Origin of the sequence: Blastococcus sp. DSM 46786, from assembly GCF_900109665.1 — a bacterium.
GTDB classification, from domain to species: domain Bacteria; phylum Actinomycetota; class Actinomycetes; order Mycobacteriales; family Geodermatophilaceae; genus Blastococcus; species Blastococcus carthaginiensis.
Map to the genome: position 1 here is coordinate 147,106 of NZ_FOAO01000006.1, position 16,374 is coordinate 163,479.

The following is a 16,374-nucleotide window of genomic DNA, read 5'->3' on the forward strand; positions in this document are numbered from 1 at the left end:
GGTGCGCTCCAGAGGACGGGGAGAAACGACGACGTGCGGTCCGCCGGCAGGAGGCGGACCGCACGTCGAGGCGGGACGGGAGGGATCAGGCAGCCGGCTCGGGCGGCAGGTTCTCCTTCTCCTGCTCGTACGCGGTCTCCATCGCAGGCTCGAGGCCGTGCTTGGCCAGCGCCTCCTTGAACGTCTCGCGCACGTAGGACGACTCGTCGGCGTAGTCGATCTGGTCACCACCGATGCGCTGGCTGATCCAGGCCTTCGGCACGCCCTGCGCGTTCCGGATCGAGACGACCTCGTGCTTGAAGGCGAGGTAGCGGGCCGGCTCCGTGCCGGTGTTGAAGTGCTGGTGGTACCACATGTTCGGCGGCACGATCATGCTGCCGGCCTGCCACTCGTAGCGCCGCGGCTCCTCGCCCTCGGGCCACATCAGGCTGTAGCCCTCGCCCGACAGGATGATCACGTGGGCGCCCGGGCCGTGCCGGTGGCCCTTCTTGTAGGTGGCCGTGGGGAACTGCGAGATGTGGCTGTTCATCGAGCCCCGCGCCATGTTGAAGCGGATGTGCCCGCCGCCGGCGCCGCGCTCCTTGGCCTCGATCAGCGGCAGGCTGATCGCGTCGGCCACGAAGTTGGTGTCGAGCAGCAGGCCCTTCTGCTCACCCTTGGGCGCGAAGTAGTCCGGCTCGCCGTTGAAACGCTTCGGGAAGTCGTGGGAGGTGCCGAAGACGAACTCGATGTCGTCGTAGAGGTTGATGATCCCCGGGGCATTGGTCGAGGAGACGAAACGCGCCACCTCGGTGCCCGAGCCGTTGAAGTGCTGGTGGTCGGCGTTGAGCGGGATGGCGAACAGCGCACCCGGGCCCCACTCGAAGGTGACCTCGGCGCCGGCGTCGTTCCACACCTTGGTGGAGCCGTGGCCCGAGAGGACCAGGATCATCTCCTCGAACAGCTGCCGCTGCGGGGCGAGCTGGCCGCCGGCCGGGATCTCGGCCACGTAGCAGTCGTTCGAGGTGCGGCTGGCCTCGTGGTTGATGAAGACGCCCCGACCGCCACGGCGGGCCCAGTCCTTGAGCTCGACGGTCTTCAGGTCGGGCACGTAGTGGGCGGCGATGATGTCGAGACCTTCGTCGGCCACCCAGCGGGTGTACGGCGAGTCCTTCTCGGTGGCGAACTTCGCCGCGAGGCTCTCGTTGACGATGGCATCCTTGGCCATGGGGCCTCCCTGGTCGACGCATGGGGTGAACCCCACGAACGGCGCGGCGAGCATGCCGCCATGCTTGATCGGTAGGACCATAAGACCACCGTCGGGGTGTGTCAAAGGACACCCACCGTCCTCGCCAGGTGTGCGGCAGGACCCCGGGGAGGGCCTGCGCCCCTCTGGCGTCGGGCTGCCGCCGGTCGCGCACCCACCGCTGGAACCCCTGGCCGGAACCTCGTCACGGCCGGCGTGATGGTCCTATCATTTGCCCGCTCTGCACTGCCCCCCGACGACAGAGGACGGCATGACCGAACAGCACCAGGTGATCATCGTCGGCGGCGGTCCGGTCGGCGTGGGGCTCGCGCTCGACCTCGGGCTGCGGGGCGTCCGTTGCGTCGTCGTGGAACGGCGTTCCCAGCTGTCCAGCATCCCCAAGGGCCAGGGCCTGTCCCAGCGGACGATGGAGCACGCCTGGCGCTGGGGCGTGGCGGACCGGCTGCGCGCGGCCCGCACCATGCCGGAGGGGCATCCCATCGGGCAGGTGACGGTCTACGGCAACCTGCTGGGCGACTTCTGGAGCGCTCCGCCGGCCCGTGAGCTGGTGCGGGACTACTACGCCCAGGCCAACGAGCGGCTGCCGCAGTACCGCACCGAGGAGGTCCTGCGCAGCCGGCTGGCGGAGCTGCCCGGCGTGGAGCTGCGCCTCGGCCGGCGGGCCACCGGGGTCGAGCAGGACGAGAACGGCGTACGGGTGGTCGTCGAGCACGAGGGCAGCCGGGAGGTGCTGGAGGCCGACTACGTGGTCGGCTGCGACGGGGGGCACTCCGTCGTCCGCGAGCAGGCCGACATCGAGCGCAGCGGCACCGACTGGGACGAGCTGGTCGCACTCGTGGTCTTCCGTTCACCCGAGCTGCACGAGGCGCTCAGCCGCTTCCCGGACCGGTCGACCTACCGCGTGATGCACCCGGACCTCGAGGGCTACTGGATGTTCTTCGGGCGGGTCGACGTCGGCGCCGAGTTCTTCTTCCACGCGCCCGTACCGCCGGGCACCACCGCCGACGGCCCGGAGATCGTCGAACTGCTGCACCGCGCAGCCGGCTTCCCCTTCGCCCTCGAGATCGACCACGTCGGCTTCTGGGACCTGCGCGTCCAGGTGGCCCACCGCTACCGCGCCGGCCGGGCGTTCATCGCCGGCGACGCGGCGCACACGCACCCGCCCTACGGGGGCTTCGGGCTCAACAACGGCCTCGAGGACGCCGCCAACCTCGGCTGGAAGCTCGCCGCCACGCTGCAGGGCTGGGGCAGCGACGCACTGCTGGACTCCTACAGCCTCGAGCGGCAGCCGGTCTTCCGGGACGTCGGCGAGGACATCATCGGCGGCTGGATCCGTGACGACCGCGCGATGCTCGAGAAGTACCGGCCCGAGGACGACCGCGAGGAGTTCGCCCGCGCCTTCGAGGAGGCGGCCCGCGGATTCGGCCGCCGGCTGCGCGGCTTCGAACCGCACTACGAGGGCTCACCGGTGGTCTTCGGCCCGGCAGGCGGGGTCAGCAGCGCACACGGCGAGCACACCTTCGCGGCCCGCGCCGGGCACCACCTGCCGCCGCGGCGACTGACCTCCGGGCGGACCGTCTTCGAAGAACTCGGCGCCGGTTTCACGCTCCTGGCCCTCGACGTCGACGACGCTGCGGTAGCGGCGTTCGGGGAGGCCGCCCGGCTCCTCGGCGTGCCGCTGACGATCCTCCGCGACAGCCGCACGGGGGAGGCTGCCGACTACGGGGCACGGCTGGTCCTCGTGCGGCCCGACCAGTTCGTGGCCTGGACCGGGGATGCTGCACCGGACGACGCGGTGCGGGTCCTCAACCGGGCGACCGGCGCCGGCTGAGTCCCGGAGCACTTTTCTGCAGCCATTCCGGTGTCGCCGTGTGACCTGGGTAATGAATGTCCTCGGAATCCGTGACTGGCTTCACGCAATGCCGACCGAACAGCACCTCGAATTGTCCTACCATTATTGCGTAATGGTGGAGAGATCGAGGAGTACGAGTTGACGAGCATCGCCCAGGCCCGGTCCCACGGAACGGCGGGTCTCGTCCGGAAGCCGGAGTTCGCGTTCCCGGCCCGACTGCGGATGGCCGCCGCGGGCACCACCGCGGTGGTCGGCCGCGCGATCACCGCTGCCCGGGCCTACGAGGGCGCGCGCGGGACGTCTGCCCGTCGCGCTGCGCTGCGGGAGTTCGCCGCCACCCGCTGACCGGGCCGCCGGTCAGCGCCGGCCGGCCCCCAGCAGGTCCAGCGCGCGGTCCGCGTGCACGACCGACGCGTACTTCAGGTGCAGGTCGAACAACGCGATCTTGTGGGACAGGGGGCTGCGGTCGAACACCGCCTCCTCCACCACCACCACCGAGAACCCGTGCGAGTAGGCGTCCACCGTCGTCGCCCGCACGCAGCCGCTCGTCGTCTCCCCCGCCACCACGAGCGTGTCCACGTCGAGTTGCCGCAGCCAGGTGGACAGCGCGGTGCCGAAGAAGGCGCTCGCCCGGCTCTTGCGCACCACGGTCTCCCCGTCGCGGGGCCGCAGCGGCTCGATGAACTCCAGGCCGGCCGCGTCGTCCCGGCCGGCTGCCGGCACCCGCTGGGTGACCCCACCGCCGGGGACGCCGGGGCGGACGTCCCCGGTCGTGTGCAGCACCGGAACCCCGGCCGAGCGGGCGCGTTCCAGCAGCGCCTCCAGGTGCGGCAGTGCCGTCCAGCCGGCCAGGCCGCAGGACGAGGGGAACTCCGCGATGGCCTCGGCGAGCGGCTGCGGCCGGTCCCCGAAGACCTTGCGGTAGCAGTCGACCAGCAGCAGGGCCGGGCGGCGCCCGGGCGACCGCGGCCGGTACCGCGTGGCGACCAGGCGCTCGTCGTCCCCGATGACGTCGTCCCAGCAGTGCCGCTCGGGGACGGGGTCCATGTCCTCTCCTCCCGGACGTCGGCCGCCCCGGCCCGCCGGGCAGGCGGGCCGGGGCGACGGTGGGCAGCCGCTCAGGCGCTCGCGCGCCCGCAGCTCAGTAGAACGTCTTCAGCAGATCGCCGTACGCGGGCGGCGCGTCCGAGATCCGCTGCACCAGGCCCTCGAGCTCCTCACCGGGCAGGTAGGCCAGCTCGCGCTCCTGCTGCACCGACTCCTCGATCAGCTCGGGGTCGTTCATGGCCGCATCCATGGCGCCGCGCAGGCACGAGGTGACGTCCTCGTCCATCCCGGGGGGACCGACGAACGGCCGGCCGAGCTCGATCAGGGCCAGGTGGGCGTCCAGGATGGCGGCCTGCTCCTCGGTCGTGTCCAGGTCGTCGACGGTCGGGACGTCCTCCGGCACCCAGTCCGGCTTCTCCTCGCCGACCACGAGGATGGGCGTCTGCGTCCCCTCCTCGACGGCGCCGCGCCGGCTGGTGAGGTTTCCGGACATGCCGTCGACGCTGCCCTGGATGACGGCCAACTCGGTCTCGCCCGACCCCGGGAACCCGGTGATGACCTCGCCCGGGATGTCGAAGACCGCGCTGAGCAGCGAGGAGGTCACGTAGTCCTCGGCGCCCGGCCCGGTCGAACCCCAGCGGAACTGGTCGGCGGCTCGGACGTCCTCGAAGGTCTGGTACGGCCCGGTGGCGCTGGTGACGATCAACGACGGGTCGCTGGCCACGCGGCCGATGTAGGTGAAGTCCTCGAGCGAGAAGCTCGCGCCCTCGGCGCCGGCGATGGACGACCCTCCGGCACCCACCCCGTTCATGATCGCCAGCGTCGTCCCGTCCGGGTCCTCGGCCAGCAGGTTGTTCAGGGCCAGGAGACCGCCGGCACCGGGCTGGTTCTCCACGACGACGGTGGCCCCCAGCGCCTCCTCCAGGTACGGCGCGACCAGGCGGGTGTAGGTGTCGTAGCCGCCGCCCGGGTCGTAGGGGACGACGAGGGCGACCGTCTCGCCCTCCAGGGAGGCGCACTCGTCGCCGGCGGCGGCAGCCGTGGGCTCCGAGTCACCGGAACAACCGGTGAGCACACCGGCACCGAGGCCGAGGGTGACCAGGGGCCACAGGCTCCGCCGCAGCGGCACTGCAGGCTTCATGCGTTCGCTCCTTCTGGATGACGATCTGCGGGGTGGGGCGGGTGGGTCAGTCGAGGAACAGCCCCGGCGGCGTCGGGACGGCGAGCAGGAGCTCGAAGGCCACGTACAGCACCGCGCCGACGACGAGCGCGTAGACGGTGCTGAGCAGCCAGGTCCGCCGGCCGGCGAAGCGGAGGTAGAGGAACGAGAACACCGGAGCGGTGACGAAGAGGCCGGCGACGTACAGCAGGACGAAGAACCCGACGCACCAGCCGATCGCCTCGGCCCAGCGTCGTGCACCGGCGGTCTGGAAGACGTACTCGGCGTCGTCGTCGTCCAGCTCCTCGACCTCGGCACCGTCCCCGCCGGCAGCCGGTGCGGGCGAGCGCTCCTTCCGCAGCCCCACCAGCGACTGGAGGAGCAGCAGCGCCGTGAGGACGAACCCGGCACCGGTCACCATGCGGGGGAACAACGCGGCCGTGGGCGGCAGCCCGCTGGTCTCCAGGTAGGCCCAGGCGAACAGGGCCAGCAGCAGGACCGTGAGGACGAGGTCGGCCACCGTGTCGGCCGGCCGGCGCGCGGCCCGATCCGTGGACGCAGCTGCCGTCGGCTCCACGGGCATCCCCGCGCCGGCGCTCATGCCGCCACCTCGTCCTTCTCGTCGGTGCTCCGGGAGCTGCGGGACCGGGCGCGCAGCCGGCGGAGGGCCGGCGCGAGGACGGCCAGGACGATGATCGCGCCGATCCCGAGCACGATCGGCCGGGTCAGCCACGACCACTCGAACAGGGAGTAGGAGAGGAACAGGTACCGCTCGGCCAGCGACCCCAGCACCACGGCGAGCAGGAACGGGACCCGTGGCCAGTCGTAGCGGATGCAGAGCACCCCGATGACGGCGGCGGCGATCATCACCACGACGTCGGCGAAGTTGTTGCTGGCGGTGTAGGCGCCCAGGGCGAGGAGCAGCAGCAGGAACGGCACGAGCAGCGGGCCGGAGATGAAGGTCAGCCTGGTGAGCGGCTTGATGAGCAGGAAGGCTGCTGCCACGGCGATGAAGTTCGCCAGGACGGTCACCCAGATCATGGAGAAGGTGACGTCGAGCTCGGTGGTCAGCATCTCCTGGCCGGGATTCAGGCCGACGACCAGGAAGGCGCTGAGCAGGACGGCGCTGCCCGCGCCGCCGGGGATGCCGAAGCCGATCGTGGGGATGAGCGATCCGCTGTCCTTGGCGTTGTTGACCGCGCCGGAGGCGATGACCCCCTCGACCGCTCCCTTGCCGAAGAGCTCCGGCGTCCTGGAGCTCTGCTGAGCGGCGCCGTAGGCCATGAACTGCGCCACCGAGCCGCCCAACCCGGGCACGATGCCGATCCCGGTACCGATCGCGCTGGACCGCAGCACCACCCCCCAGTGCCGCAGGACGTCGCGGCACCCCTGGCCGATGCCGGACAGGGATGCCTCCGGCGTGGCCGCCGGGCCGCCGCTGGCGATGCTGCGCTTGCTCAGCATCAGCTGCAGCACCTCGGCGCCGCCGAACAGGCCGACGACGAGCGGGACGATGCCGATCCCGTCCCAGAGGTACAGCTGGTCGAAGGTGTACCGCGGGATACCGGCCTGGGGATCCAGCCCGACGAGCGCGACCAGCAGGCCCAGCGCCGCCATGACGAAGCCCTTGAGCAGGGTCTTCCCGGACAGCGCGACGACGAACGTCAGCCCCAGCATGGTGAGGGCGAAGAACTCCGGAGGTGCGAACGCCAGCACGAGCGGCCGGATCACCGGGATGGACAGCGCGAGGACGAGCGCGCCGAAGACCGCGCCGAGAGCCGAGCTGAACAGCACGGCGCCCAGGGCCCGGCCACCCTCGCCGCGCTTGGTCATGGGGTGGCCGTCGAGGACCGTCGCCGCCGACGTGGCTTCACCCGGGACGCCGAACAGCACCGAGGTGATGTCTCCGGTGGTCGAGGTGACCACCCACATGCCGAGCAGGAAGGCGAACGCCTCGACCGGCTGCATGTCGAAGGTGAACGGGATCATGAGCGCGAGCGTCACCGCGCCGCCCAGCCCCGGGAGGACACCGACGACGAAGCCGATGGCGATGCCGAGGAACATGAGCATCAACGGCACGGGCTGGAAGACCTGCGTGAGCCCGCTGATCACGTCGGACAGCATGTGTTCCTCTCGACGAGCGGGGTGGCGGCGCAGTGCGCCGCGTCACAGGAGAAGACCCAACACCGTCCGGCCGAATGGGTCAACCATCAGACCAAACGTTGCCCCAAGCGTTACACCCGCGGACCGACTGCCTTGATCCGCAGCCTCCCGGGTCCCGCGCGGATGCAGCCGGTCAGGGCTTCGGCGATCAGCCGAACAGGGCCGGCCGCACCCGCATGCAGGGCTGCCTCGACGACAGGGAAGGAGGGTAGGCGTTCGCGGTCAGCGGGCCAGCGCCGGCTCGGCGGCGTGCTCGGCCGGCACGTGCAGCAGCCGCTGGTAGACGCCGACGACGACCGCGGCGATCCCCGCGGCGACGATCGCGACGACGAACGCCCGGTTGGCGCCGGCGACGTCGACGATCTTGCCGGCGGCCGAGGCGCCCACTGCGACCCCCAGCCCCAGCGCGGTGCCGATCCAGGTGAACGCCTCCGTCACCGCCGACCGGGGCACCAGGAGCTCGGCCAGGGTGAAGGAGCTGATCAGCGACGGCGACACCGCGATGCCCGCGACGATCACGAACGGGACCATCACCCAGATGTCGTCGATGAACAGCAGCGGGACGACCAGCAGCGTGAGCAGGGCCAGGGCGCCGACGAGCCGCAACCGCAGCGGCAGGTGCCAGTGGATCGCACCCCAGCCGATGCCGCTGGCCATCGACCCGACGGCCAGGCTCGCGATGAGCACGCCGGACAACGCCATGGCGTCCTGCTCGTCGGCGAAGGCGACCAGGGCGATCTCCAGCGTGCCGAGGATGGCGCCCACCGCGGCCCCGACGACGAACAGCACGCGCAGCCCCGTGGTGCGGATCGCGGACGGACCCTGCCGGCTCGCGTGCCCGTGCGGCTCGGGCTCGGTGCGGCGCTGGGCGGCGAAGAGCAGGCTGCCCACGGTGGCGAGGGCGAACGCCGTCACCACGCCGGAGGTCGCGTGCCCGGTGGTGGAGAGGAAGGTGACCAGCACCGGGCCCACGATGAAGACGAACTCGTCCACGACGGATTCCATCGACAGCGCCGTGTGCAGCCGGTGGCTGCCGCGCAGGAGGTGCGTCCACCGGACGCGGATCATCGAGGAGACCGGTGGGATGCAGGCCCCGGCCAGCCCCGCGGAGAGGAAGACGATCAGCAGCGGCCAGTCCCGGCGCACGGAGAACAGGAAGACCAGCCCGGCGGCCACGAAGACCGCGAGCACCGGCAGCAGCACCCGCCGCTGGCCGTGCGTGTCGGCCCACCGCCCCAGGAGCGGGCCGGCGGCCGCCGTCGTCACCGCACCCACCGCGGCCACGGCGCCGCCGAGGCCGTAGGAGCCGGTCTCGTCGGCGACCAGGAGGACCGAGCCCAGCCCGACCATCGAGAGGGGCAGCCGGCCGATGAAGGCGGCGAGCACCATCGGCAGGGCGTGCGGCGTCCGCAGCACCTGCAGGTAGGGATTCGGCACGAGGGGGGTTGCCTCCGGGAACGGGAAGGGGCCCAGCCACGCTAACCGACGGTGGCCGCGCGCGCCGCGACGGCGACCCGTGCCGCCGCCCGCCCCACTCGCCGAGGGCCCGGACCGCAGCGGCGGTCCGGGCCCTCGGTCGACGCCTCAGGCCAGGCGGCTCTTGAGGATCTCGAGCTCGTCCCACATGGTGCTGGGCAGCTTCTCGCCGAACTTCTCGAACCACTCGGTGATCTGGGGGATCTCCTCGCGCCACTCCTCGGGCTTGACCGCGAGGGCCTGCTCGACCTGCTCGGTGGTCATGTCCAGGCCGGAGACGTCGAGGGAGTCCGGCGTGGGCACGTGGCCGACCGGCGTCTCGACGGCGGCTGCGGTGCCCTCGAGGCGCTCGATGACCCACTTGAGCACGCGGCTGTTCTCACCGAAGCCCGGCCACAGGAAGCCGCCGTCGGCGTCCCGGCGGAACCAGTTGACGTAGAAGATCTTCGGCAGCTTGCTCGCGTCGTGCATCTTGCCGGTCTCGACCCAGTGACCGAAGTAGTCACCGGCGTTGTAGCCGATGAACGGCAGCATCGCGAACGGGTCGCGGCGGACGACACCGACGGCACCGGTGGCGGCGGCGGTGGTCTCCGAGGAGAGCGTCGCCCCCATGAACACGCCGTGGTTCCAGTCCCGGGCCTCGGTCACCAGCGGGATCGTGGTCTTGCGACGGCCGCCGAACAGGATCGCCGAGATCGGCACGCCCTTGGGGTCGTCGTACTCCGGCGCCAGGATCGGGCACTGGGTGATCGGCGTGCAGAAACGGCTGTTCGGGTGGCTGGAGAGCTCGTCGGACTCCGGCGTCCAGTCCCGGCCCTTCCAGTCGGTGAGGTGCGCCGGCGGCTCGTCGGTCATCCCCTCCCACCAGACGTCGCCGTCGTCGGTGAGCGCGACGTTGGTGAACACCGAGTTGCCCTTGTCGATGGTGCGCATGGCGTTGGGGTTGGTGTCCCACCCAGTGCCCGGGGCGACGCCGAACAGGCCGTACTCGGGGTTGAGCGCGTAGAGGCGGCCGTCCTCGCCGAAGCGCATCCAGGCGATGTCGTCGCCCAGGGTCTCGACCTTCCAGCCGGGGATGGTCGGCTCGAGCATCGCCAGGTTGGTCTTGCCGCAGGCGCTCGGGAAGGCGGCGGCGATGTAGTACGTCTTCTGCTGCGGGTTGGTGAGCTTGAGGATCAGCATGTGCTCGGCCAGCCAGCCCTCGTCGCGCGCCATGACCGAGGCGATGCGCAGCGAGTAGCACTTCTTGCCCAGCAGTGCGTTTCCGCCGTAGCCGGAGCCGTAGGACCAGATCATCCGCTCCGCGGGAAACTGGACGATGTACTTGGTGTCGCTGCACGGCCACGGCACGTCGGCCTGGCCGGGCTCCAGCGGGGCGCCGAGGGAGTGCATCGCCGGCACGAACGGCCGGTCGGTGCCCATGGCCTCGAGGATGTGGGTGCCGATGCGGGCCATGACCCGCATGGAGACGACGACGTACTCGGAGTCGGTGAGCTCGACGCCGAACATCGGGTTCTCGGCCTCGACCGGGCCCATGCAGAACGGGATGACGTACATCGTCCGGCCGCGCATGCACCCCCGGTACAGCTCGGTCATGACCGACTTCATCTCGTTCGGGTCCATCCAGTTGTTGGTGGGACCCGCGTCGGCCTCGTCGACCGAGCAGATGTAGGTGCGGTCCTCGACGCGCGCGACGTCGCGGGGGTCGGAGGCGCAGTGGAACGAGTTGGGCTTCTTCTCCAGCGGCGTGAAGGTGCCCGCGTCGACGAGCTTGCGGGTGAGCCGCTCCCACTCCTCGTCGCTGCCGTCGACCCAGACCACCTGGTCCGGAGTCGTCAGCTCGGCCATCTCCCGCACCCAGGCCAGCAGCCGGGCGTGCGTCGTCGGGGCGTTCTCCAGACCTGGGGTGGCCACGGTGGTCACGGCGTCTCCATCCTCTGCGTCGCCGGCGCGGACTCCCGCTCCGACGGTGGTGCCCTGCGAGCCGCGGCCGCTGGAACGGCCGTGCGGATCGGGTCAGGGTACAAGCGCCGACATGCGCCTGTAACCGAGACAAATGTTACGTATAGGACGTCTACCGCTCAGCTCGGAGCAGCCTCTCGGATGGCGGCGTTCGCCACATGTCGTGACCTCTCCTGCACTCCTCTCGCCGTTCCGTCTCCGTGACGTCACGCTGCGCAACCGCCTCGCCGTGGCTCCGATGTGCCAGAACCACGATCCGATGGGTTGGTCGGGAACTACCACCTTGTCCACCCCGGCCGGTTCGCCGCCCACGACGCCTACCCGGTGCAGGCCGGGCCCCGGCGGCCTCCCGCGAACGACTGCTCGGCCGGTTCGGCCCGCGAGCAGGCCCCGACCCGGTGCAGGTGGTGGATCAGGCCTCCGGTGCGCGCCCGCCCGTCGCCCGATGGTGTGCGCTGATGCGCACTCCGGGGACTGGAACTGCGCATCGGCGCTCACCGTCCAGCAGCAGCGGGTCACCCCCGCCCGTAGGCCCGGCCGACCTCGGCGGCGAACGCGTCCCAGTCGCCGGGCACCGGGCGCCCGCTCACCTCGGCATCGAACTTGTCCAGGTACCAGTGCCACCCCATCGCGTAGTCGGTGACGTCGGCGCCGGCGGCGAAGAACTGGACGAAGCGCAGGACGGTCCGGTCACCCTCGGTGGACAGGTCGAGGTCGACCCGCCACACGCCGGAGCCCTCCTGCTCCTGCACCCACTGCACGACCAGCCGCCGGGGCGGGTCGCACTCGACGACGGTCATCGGCTCGCCGACCGCCTCGTCCTCGTGGGTCATCGTGAAGGTGCCGGTGCCGCCGGGCCGCCGCTCGCCTTCGTAGGTGCCGATCCAGCGGGCCATGCGGTCGGGCTCGGTGAGCGCGGCCCAGACGTCGTCGATCGGATCGGGCCAGCTGCGGCGGAACTCCAGCCGGCGTCGGCCGTCGTCCTCGGTGGTGACGGTGCCCCGCCGGGTGTCCAGGTCCTCGGTCATGCCGGTCCTCCCTCTCTGCGCGCCCGCCTGCCGCGGGCGATCTCGGTGTCGAGCGCGTCGAGCCGCTGCGCCCACAGGTCGCGGTAGGGCTCCAGCCAGTCGTCGATCTCCCGCAGCGGCCGCGGGTCGAGCGAGTAGCGGCGCTCGCGCCCGTCGGCACGCACGCTCACCAGCCCGGCCTCGCGCAGCACCCGCAGGTGCCGGCTGATCGCCGGGCGGCTGACGCGGAACGGCGCCGCGAGCTCCCCCGCCGTCCGCTCCCCACCGGCCAGCAGCGCCACGAGGTCCCGCCGGGTCGGGTCCGCCAGCGCCTGCATCGCCTCCACGGGTAGATGCGTAACACATGAGTTACGCCTTGGTCGAGGGGTTGGCGCGCGACGACACGGGAAAGGAGCCGTCCATGACCGTCACCGACCCGGACACGCCCGACCCGCTCAACGACCCCCGCACCCTGCAGGCCGACCCAGGGGCCTACGGCGAGGGCGCCGACCTGGCCTCCACGGAGGACGACGCGACGTCGACCGGCGAGGACGAGCTGCCCACCGGCCAGACGCTGTCGGACGAGGCCGGCGGGGGCGACGTCACCGGCGGCGCCTTCGGCGGAAACCCGTCGGAGTGACCGGGTGACGGACCGATCCTCCCCGGGTATGGCGGCCTCGACCCACCCACCTGCACCGAGGAGGACAGATGGCCACCGGTGAGACCGGCTTCGAGGACGTCTTCTACGACCTCGTCTCCGTCCAGTACCACTCGCTCAAGGCCGGGCACGACTACGGCCAGTACGTCCGGGACGCCGAGAACGCGGGCCTGGACGACGTCGCGGCGTTCTTCCGCGAGGTCATGCAGCAGGACTCCGACCGCGCCAAGCGCTGCCACGAGTTCCTCGGCCGGCTCCAGGGCACCTCGCAGGGGGGCCCGGCCACGCAGTAGCGGGGGCAGGATGCGGTCGTGATCACGACCGCGTTCACCCGCCGCTTCGCCCTCGCCACGCCGGTCGTCGGAGCACCCATGGCCGGCGTGGCCGGGGGCGCGCTCGCGCGGGCCGTGTCGCTCGGCGGCGGGCTCGGGATGATCGGCGTCGGCAGCGCGACGCCGGCGTCGTTCGTCGTCGAGCAGTGCGCGATCCCCCGCGGGGACGGGCTGCCGTTCGGGGTCGGGCTGATGGCCTGGGCGCTCCCCGACCGGCCCGAGTTGCTCGAAGCCACCATCGAAGCGACCCCGGACCTCGTCTCGGTCTCGTTCGGCGACCCCGCGCCCTGGGTCCCGCGCCTGCACGACGCCGGGATCACCGTAGCGGCGCAGGTCAACACCGTGGCCGATCTCCACCGGGCGCTGGCCGCCGGGGTCGACGTCGTCGTGGCGCAGGGCAGCGAGGCCGGCGGTCACACCGGGCACCGCGCCACCCTGCCGCTGCTGCAGGAGGTGCTCGCGCTGACCGACCGCCCGGTGCTGGCCGCCGGCGGGATCGCCACCGGCGCGGGGATGGCCGCCGCCCTGGCCGCGGGCGCGGCCGGCGTCTGGATCGGCACGCCGCTGCTGTCCTGCCCGGAAGGCCTCAACTCCCCCGCCGCCCGCCAGCGGGTGCGGGCGGCCAACGGCGAGGAGACGGTGCTGACCCGCGCCTTCGACGTCGCCGAAGGCGTCGCCTGGCCGGAGCGCTGGCCCGGCCGGGCGCTGGTCAACGACTTCTCCCGCGCCTGGCACGGGCGCGAGGACGAGCTCGTGCACGACGCCGACGCCCGGCAGCTCGTCGTGGACGGCCGACGGACCGGGGACCCGGCGACCGCCCCGGTCTACGCGGGCGAGGCGGTCGGCCTGGTCACCACGGAGCACTCGGCCACCGAGGTGGTGCGGGAGCTGGACGCCGGCGCCGAGCTGGCGCTGCGCGCGGTGGCGGGGCTGCTCGGCTAGACCGAGCAGCTGTCGTCGGTGCAGCCGTCCGCGGGCGGCACGGTGACCAGCGGGTTCGCGTCCGCCCACGCCCGGTCGAGCACCTGCAGCAGCAGCTCGGCCGGCTGAGCGCCCGCGGCGCCGTACGTGCGGTCGACGACGAAGAACGGCACACCGGTGGCGCCGAGCGACTGCGCGGTGGCGCTGTCCTGGCGGACCGCGGCGAGGTAGCGCCGATCCGTCAGCGCCGAGCGAACCTCCGCCTCGTCCAGGCCCACCTGGACGCCGAGGGGGACGAGGGAGTCGACGTCGAAGACCGAGCGGCCCTCCTCGAAGTAGGCGTGCAGCAGCAGCTCCTTGAGCTCGTTGCGCTTGCCGTGCTCGGCGGCCAGGTGCAGCAGCTCGTGCGCGAGCAGCGTGTTGCCGCTGACGGCGTCGGTCAGGTGGTACTCCAGGCCCTCACCGGCGGCGACCTGCTCGACCTTCGCCATGTTCGCCCGCATCTGCTCGACGCTCGTGCCGTACTTGCGGGCCAGCGCCGGCAGCGTCGGGTGCGTCTCGCCCTCGGGGGCGGTGGGGTCGAGCTGGAAGGAGCGCCACACGACCTCGACCTGGTCGCGGTGCGGGAACTTCTCCAGCGCGGCCTCCAGCCGGCGCTTGCCGATGTAGCACCACGGACAGACGACGTCGGACCAGACCTCTACCTGCATGCCCGGCCCAACGTCGTCGCCCGTCCGGCGATTCCGGGTCAGCCCCCGGTGAAGGAGCGGACCCCGACGAGGTCCACGACGAACACGAGCGTCGCGCCGGGCTTGATGACGCCGCCGGCGCCGCGGTCGCCGTAGGCCTTGTGCGCCGGGATGGTGAGCCGGCGGCGGCCGCCGACCTTCATGCCGACGATGCCCTCGTCCCAGCCCTGGATGACCATCCCGACGCCCACGCGGAACTCCAGCGGGTCGCCGCGGTCCCAGGAGGCGTCGAACTGCTCGCCGCCCTCGTGGGTGACGCCCACGTAGTGGGCGCTGACCAGGTCGCCGGCCTTGGCCTCGTCGCCGTCGCCGACGACGAGGTCCTCGATCACCAGGTCGTCGGGGGCCGGTCCGGTCGGCGGCTCGACCTCGGGTCGGCTCAGCTCGGCCACGGTTCTCCCTCCCGCACCGGGGCTCTCCCGGCGCCGTCGTCCCCCATCCAAGCAGCGCTCGAAGGCTCCGGCTCGGGCCGGCCGACGTCGAGCGGGTGGGCGAGCTCGTCGGCGGGCAGCCGTGCGGCCCAGATGGCCACGACGGCGAACACCGGCGGGGCGAGGCCGGCCACCAGGAACGCCCCGGACCGCCCGACCAGCTCGCTGAGCGGCCCGGCGAGCGCCATCGACAGCGGCATGAGGCTCAGCGAGACGAAGAAGTCGAGGCTCGAGACGCGACCGAGGAGGGCGGGCGGCACCCGGCGCTGCAGCAGCGTCCCCCAGATGACCATGCCCGCCTGGAAGGTCGCGCCCACGGCCGCCGCGGCGACGAGCATGACCCCGAGGTCGGTGGTGAACCCGAAGACGACCATCGGCACGCAGCCCACGCCCCACAGCAAGTTCATCACCGTGAGGTAGCGCCGCGGCAGCCGCCACGAGGCCACCAGTAGCGAGCCCAGCGCACCGCCCAGCCCGAAGGCGGCCAGCACCCACGCGTGCTGGCTCGCCCCGCCGCCGGCGTCCTCGATGGCGAAGGGGACGAGCACCTCGAACGGCCCCATGAAGGCCAGCAGCATGACGGCGGCGAACAGCAGCGTGGCCAGCAGCCAGGGGGTGGCGACGACGTAGCGGACGCCCTCGCGGACGTCGGCGACGAGGCCCGGCGGCGGCGCACCGTCGGCGTGCTCGCGGCGCACCGGCGTCAGCGGCAGCACGAGGAGGAAGCCGGCCGCGAGGAACGCCGTCGCGGCGGTACCGGCCATCGCCGCGCCCGGGGACCACGCGGCGACGAGGAACCCGGCGACCGCCGGCCCCGCCGCCTGGCCCAGCACCGGGCGCACCGCCCCCTCCAGCCCGTTCACCGCGAGCAGGTCGCCCTCGGGGACGAGCGCCGGCACGAGCGCGGAGTACGCGGGGTAGAACAGCCCGAGCGCCGCACCGTCGACCAGGGCGACCACGGCCAGGTGCCACAGCTCGAGGACGCCGGTGAGCGAGAGGGTGGCGGCGACGGAGGTCGCGCCGCCCTGCAGCAGCGCCACGAGCAGCAGCAGGTGGCGCTGCGGCACCCGGTCGGCCAGCGCCCCGCCGAGCAGTGTCATGACGAGCATGCCGCCGGAGCCGAGCGCGGCGACGAGCGACAGCGCGCCGGGGCCGCCGTCGAGCGCGACGACCTGCCACACCATCGCGATCGCCCACAGCCCCTGGGTGAGCAGCGAGAGCGCCATCGCCGCCGCGAGCAGCCGGTAGGAGCGGTGCCGCAGCGGAGCCAGGGCGCGTGGCAGCGTCATCGCTCTCCTCCGTGGGTGGTGGGCGCGCTCATGGTGGGTCACGGGTACGACAGGACGCACGTGGTTTCCCCGAGGGCGGAAC

The 16,374-nt window shown here is 72.3% G+C and carries 17 protein-coding genes; 5 read left to right on the top strand and 12 right to left on the bottom strand.

Annotation, left to right across the window (positions count from 1 at the left end):
- Positions 1-85 precede the first annotated feature (85 nt).
- Positions 86-1,207, bottom strand: coding sequence for a cupin domain-containing protein (locus BMW62_RS07510; RefSeq protein WP_091930220.1), 1,122 nt, complete (start codon positions 1,205-1,207; stop codon positions 86-88).
- A gap of 289 nt (positions 1,208-1,496) precedes the next feature.
- Here BMW62_RS07510 and BMW62_RS07515 point away from each other — a divergent pair, with 289 nt between their 5' ends.
- Both BMW62_RS07515 and BMW62_RS07520 read left to right on the top strand, forming a co-directional pair.
- Complete coding sequence (locus BMW62_RS07515; protein WP_091930221.1) at positions 1,497-3,077, top strand: FAD-dependent monooxygenase; 1,581 nt, start codon at positions 1,497-1,499, stop codon at positions 3,075-3,077.
- A 159-nt stretch (positions 3,078-3,236) separates the two neighbouring features.
- Entirely contained in the window at positions 3,237-3,443 is a 207-nt protein-coding gene (locus BMW62_RS07520; RefSeq protein ID WP_091930222.1) for a hypothetical protein, read from the top strand.
- A gap of 12 nt (positions 3,444-3,455) precedes the next feature.
- On the opposite strand, the gene BMW62_RS07525 is transcribed toward BMW62_RS07520, so the two are convergent.
- From BMW62_RS07525 to BMW62_RS07560, 8 genes are all read right to left on the bottom strand, one after another.
- On the bottom strand, positions 3,456-4,145 hold the full coding sequence (locus tag BMW62_RS07525; RefSeq protein WP_091930223.1) for an isochorismatase family protein: 690 nt from the start codon (positions 4,143-4,145) through the stop codon (positions 3,456-3,458).
- A 94-nt stretch (positions 4,146-4,239) separates the two neighbouring features.
- The gene (locus BMW62_RS07530; protein ID WP_091930224.1) at positions 4,240-5,286 is read right to left on the bottom strand and encodes a Bug family tripartite tricarboxylate transporter substrate binding protein; all 1,047 of its coding nucleotides are present in this window, start codon (positions 5,284-5,286) and stop codon (positions 4,240-4,242) included.
- Positions 5,287-5,332: 46 nt separating this feature from the next.
- Positions 5,333-5,905: a tripartite tricarboxylate transporter TctB family protein gene (locus BMW62_RS07535; RefSeq protein WP_091930225.1), complete on the bottom strand. Its 573-nt coding sequence runs from the start codon at positions 5,903-5,905 to the stop codon at positions 5,333-5,335.
- Complete coding sequence (locus BMW62_RS07540) at positions 5,902-7,428, bottom strand: tripartite tricarboxylate transporter permease (RefSeq protein ID WP_091930226.1); 1,527 nt, start codon at positions 7,426-7,428, stop codon at positions 5,902-5,904. The genes BMW62_RS07535 and BMW62_RS07540 overlap by 4 nt, the downstream gene beginning before the upstream one ends.
- Positions 7,429-7,689: 261 nt before the next feature.
- The gene (locus BMW62_RS07545; RefSeq protein WP_091930227.1) at positions 7,690-8,904 is read right to left on the bottom strand and encodes an MFS transporter; all 1,215 of its coding nucleotides are present in this window, start codon (positions 8,902-8,904) and stop codon (positions 7,690-7,692) included.
- A gap of 147 nt (positions 8,905-9,051) precedes the next feature.
- Positions 9,052-10,866: a phosphoenolpyruvate carboxykinase (GTP) gene (locus tag BMW62_RS07550; RefSeq protein WP_091930228.1), complete on the bottom strand. Its 1,815-nt coding sequence runs from the start codon at positions 10,864-10,866 to the stop codon at positions 9,052-9,054.
- Positions 10,867-11,420: 554 nt separating this feature from the next.
- Positions 11,421-11,933, bottom strand: a complete 513-nt coding sequence (locus tag BMW62_RS07555; protein ID WP_091930229.1) for an SRPBCC family protein — start codon at positions 11,931-11,933, stop codon at positions 11,421-11,423.
- Positions 11,930-12,250: an ArsR/SmtB family transcription factor gene (locus tag BMW62_RS07560; protein WP_091930291.1), complete on the bottom strand. Its 321-nt coding sequence runs from the start codon at positions 12,248-12,250 to the stop codon at positions 11,930-11,932. Before BMW62_RS07560 ends, BMW62_RS07555 begins: the two co-directional genes overlap by 4 nt.
- A gap of 83 nt (positions 12,251-12,333) precedes the next feature.
- On the opposite strand from BMW62_RS07560, the gene BMW62_RS07565 reads away from it, so the two are divergent.
- From BMW62_RS07565 to BMW62_RS07575, 3 genes are all read left to right on the top strand, one after another.
- Positions 12,334-12,552: a hypothetical protein gene (locus BMW62_RS07565; RefSeq protein WP_091930230.1), complete on the top strand. Its 219-nt coding sequence runs from the start codon at positions 12,334-12,336 to the stop codon at positions 12,550-12,552.
- A 68-nt stretch (positions 12,553-12,620) separates the two neighbouring features.
- Positions 12,621-12,863 carry an acyl carrier protein gene (locus BMW62_RS07570; RefSeq protein ID WP_091930231.1) on the top strand — a complete coding sequence of 81 codons (243 nt, stop codon included), beginning with the start codon at positions 12,621-12,623 and terminating at the stop codon, positions 12,861-12,863.
- Between the two features lie 18 nt (positions 12,864-12,881).
- Positions 12,882-13,844 (top strand): NAD(P)H-dependent flavin oxidoreductase, encoded by a 963-nt coding sequence (locus BMW62_RS07575; RefSeq protein WP_091930232.1) that lies wholly within the window; start codon positions 12,882-12,884, stop codon positions 13,842-13,844.
- On the opposite strand, the gene BMW62_RS07580 is transcribed toward BMW62_RS07575, so the two are convergent.
- Genes BMW62_RS07580 through BMW62_RS07590 form a run of 3 tightly spaced genes read right to left on the bottom strand, consistent with a single transcriptional unit; the run spans position 13,841 to position 16,292 of the window.
- On the bottom strand, positions 13,841-14,533 hold the full coding sequence (locus BMW62_RS07580) for a DsbA family oxidoreductase (RefSeq protein ID WP_091930233.1): 693 nt from the start codon (positions 14,531-14,533) through the stop codon (positions 13,841-13,843). The genes BMW62_RS07575 and BMW62_RS07580 overlap by 4 nt on opposite strands.
- A gap of 38 nt (positions 14,534-14,571) precedes the next feature.
- Positions 14,572-14,964, bottom strand: coding sequence for an FKBP-type peptidyl-prolyl cis-trans isomerase (locus BMW62_RS07585; protein ID WP_091930234.1), 393 nt, complete (start codon positions 14,962-14,964; stop codon positions 14,572-14,574).
- Positions 14,952-16,292 carry an MFS transporter gene (locus BMW62_RS07590; RefSeq protein WP_091930235.1) on the bottom strand — a complete coding sequence of 447 codons (1,341 nt, stop codon included), beginning with the start codon at positions 16,290-16,292 and terminating at the stop codon, positions 14,952-14,954. The genes BMW62_RS07585 and BMW62_RS07590 overlap by 13 nt, the downstream gene beginning before the upstream one ends.
- Positions 16,293-16,374 lie beyond the last annotated feature (82 nt).

Excerpts from the sequence above, each read along its gene's own strand:
- BMW62_RS07510 (WP_091930220.1), bottom strand. The coding sequence starts at position 1,207 with ATGGCCAAGGATGCCATCGTCAACGAGAGCCTCGCGGCGAAGTTCGCC.
- BMW62_RS07515 (WP_091930221.1), top strand. The coding sequence starts at position 1,497 with ATGACCGAACAGCACCAGGTGATCATCGTCGGCGGCGGTCCGGTCGGC.
- BMW62_RS07525 (WP_091930223.1), bottom strand. The coding sequence starts at position 4,145 with ATGGACCCCGTCCCCGAGCGGCACTGCTGGGACGACGTCATCGGGGAC.
- BMW62_RS07530 (WP_091930224.1), bottom strand. The coding sequence starts at position 5,286 with ATGAAGCCTGCAGTGCCGCTGCGGCGGAGCCTGTGGCCCCTGGTCACC.
- BMW62_RS07535 (WP_091930225.1), bottom strand. The coding sequence starts at position 5,905 with ATGAGCGCCGGCGCGGGGATGCCCGTGGAGCCGACGGCAGCTGCGTCC.
- BMW62_RS07540 (WP_091930226.1), bottom strand. The coding sequence starts at position 7,428 with ATGCTGTCCGACGTGATCAGCGGGCTCACGCAGGTCTTCCAGCCCGTG.
- BMW62_RS07555 (WP_091930229.1), bottom strand. The coding sequence starts at position 11,933 with ATGACCGAGGACCTGGACACCCGGCGGGGCACCGTCACCACCGAGGAC.
- BMW62_RS07560 (WP_091930291.1), bottom strand. The coding sequence starts at position 12,250 with ATGCAGGCGCTGGCGGACCCGACCCGGCGGGACCTCGTGGCGCTGCTG.
- BMW62_RS07565 (WP_091930230.1), top strand. The coding sequence starts at position 12,334 with ATGACCGTCACCGACCCGGACACGCCCGACCCGCTCAACGACCCCCGC.
- BMW62_RS07570 (WP_091930231.1), top strand. The coding sequence starts at position 12,621 with ATGGCCACCGGTGAGACCGGCTTCGAGGACGTCTTCTACGACCTCGTC.
- BMW62_RS07580 (WP_091930233.1), bottom strand. The coding sequence starts at position 14,533 with ATGCAGGTAGAGGTCTGGTCCGACGTCGTCTGTCCGTGGTGCTACATC.
- BMW62_RS07590 (WP_091930235.1), bottom strand. The coding sequence starts at position 16,292 with ATGACGCTGCCACGCGCCCTGGCTCCGCTGCGGCACCGCTCCTACCGG.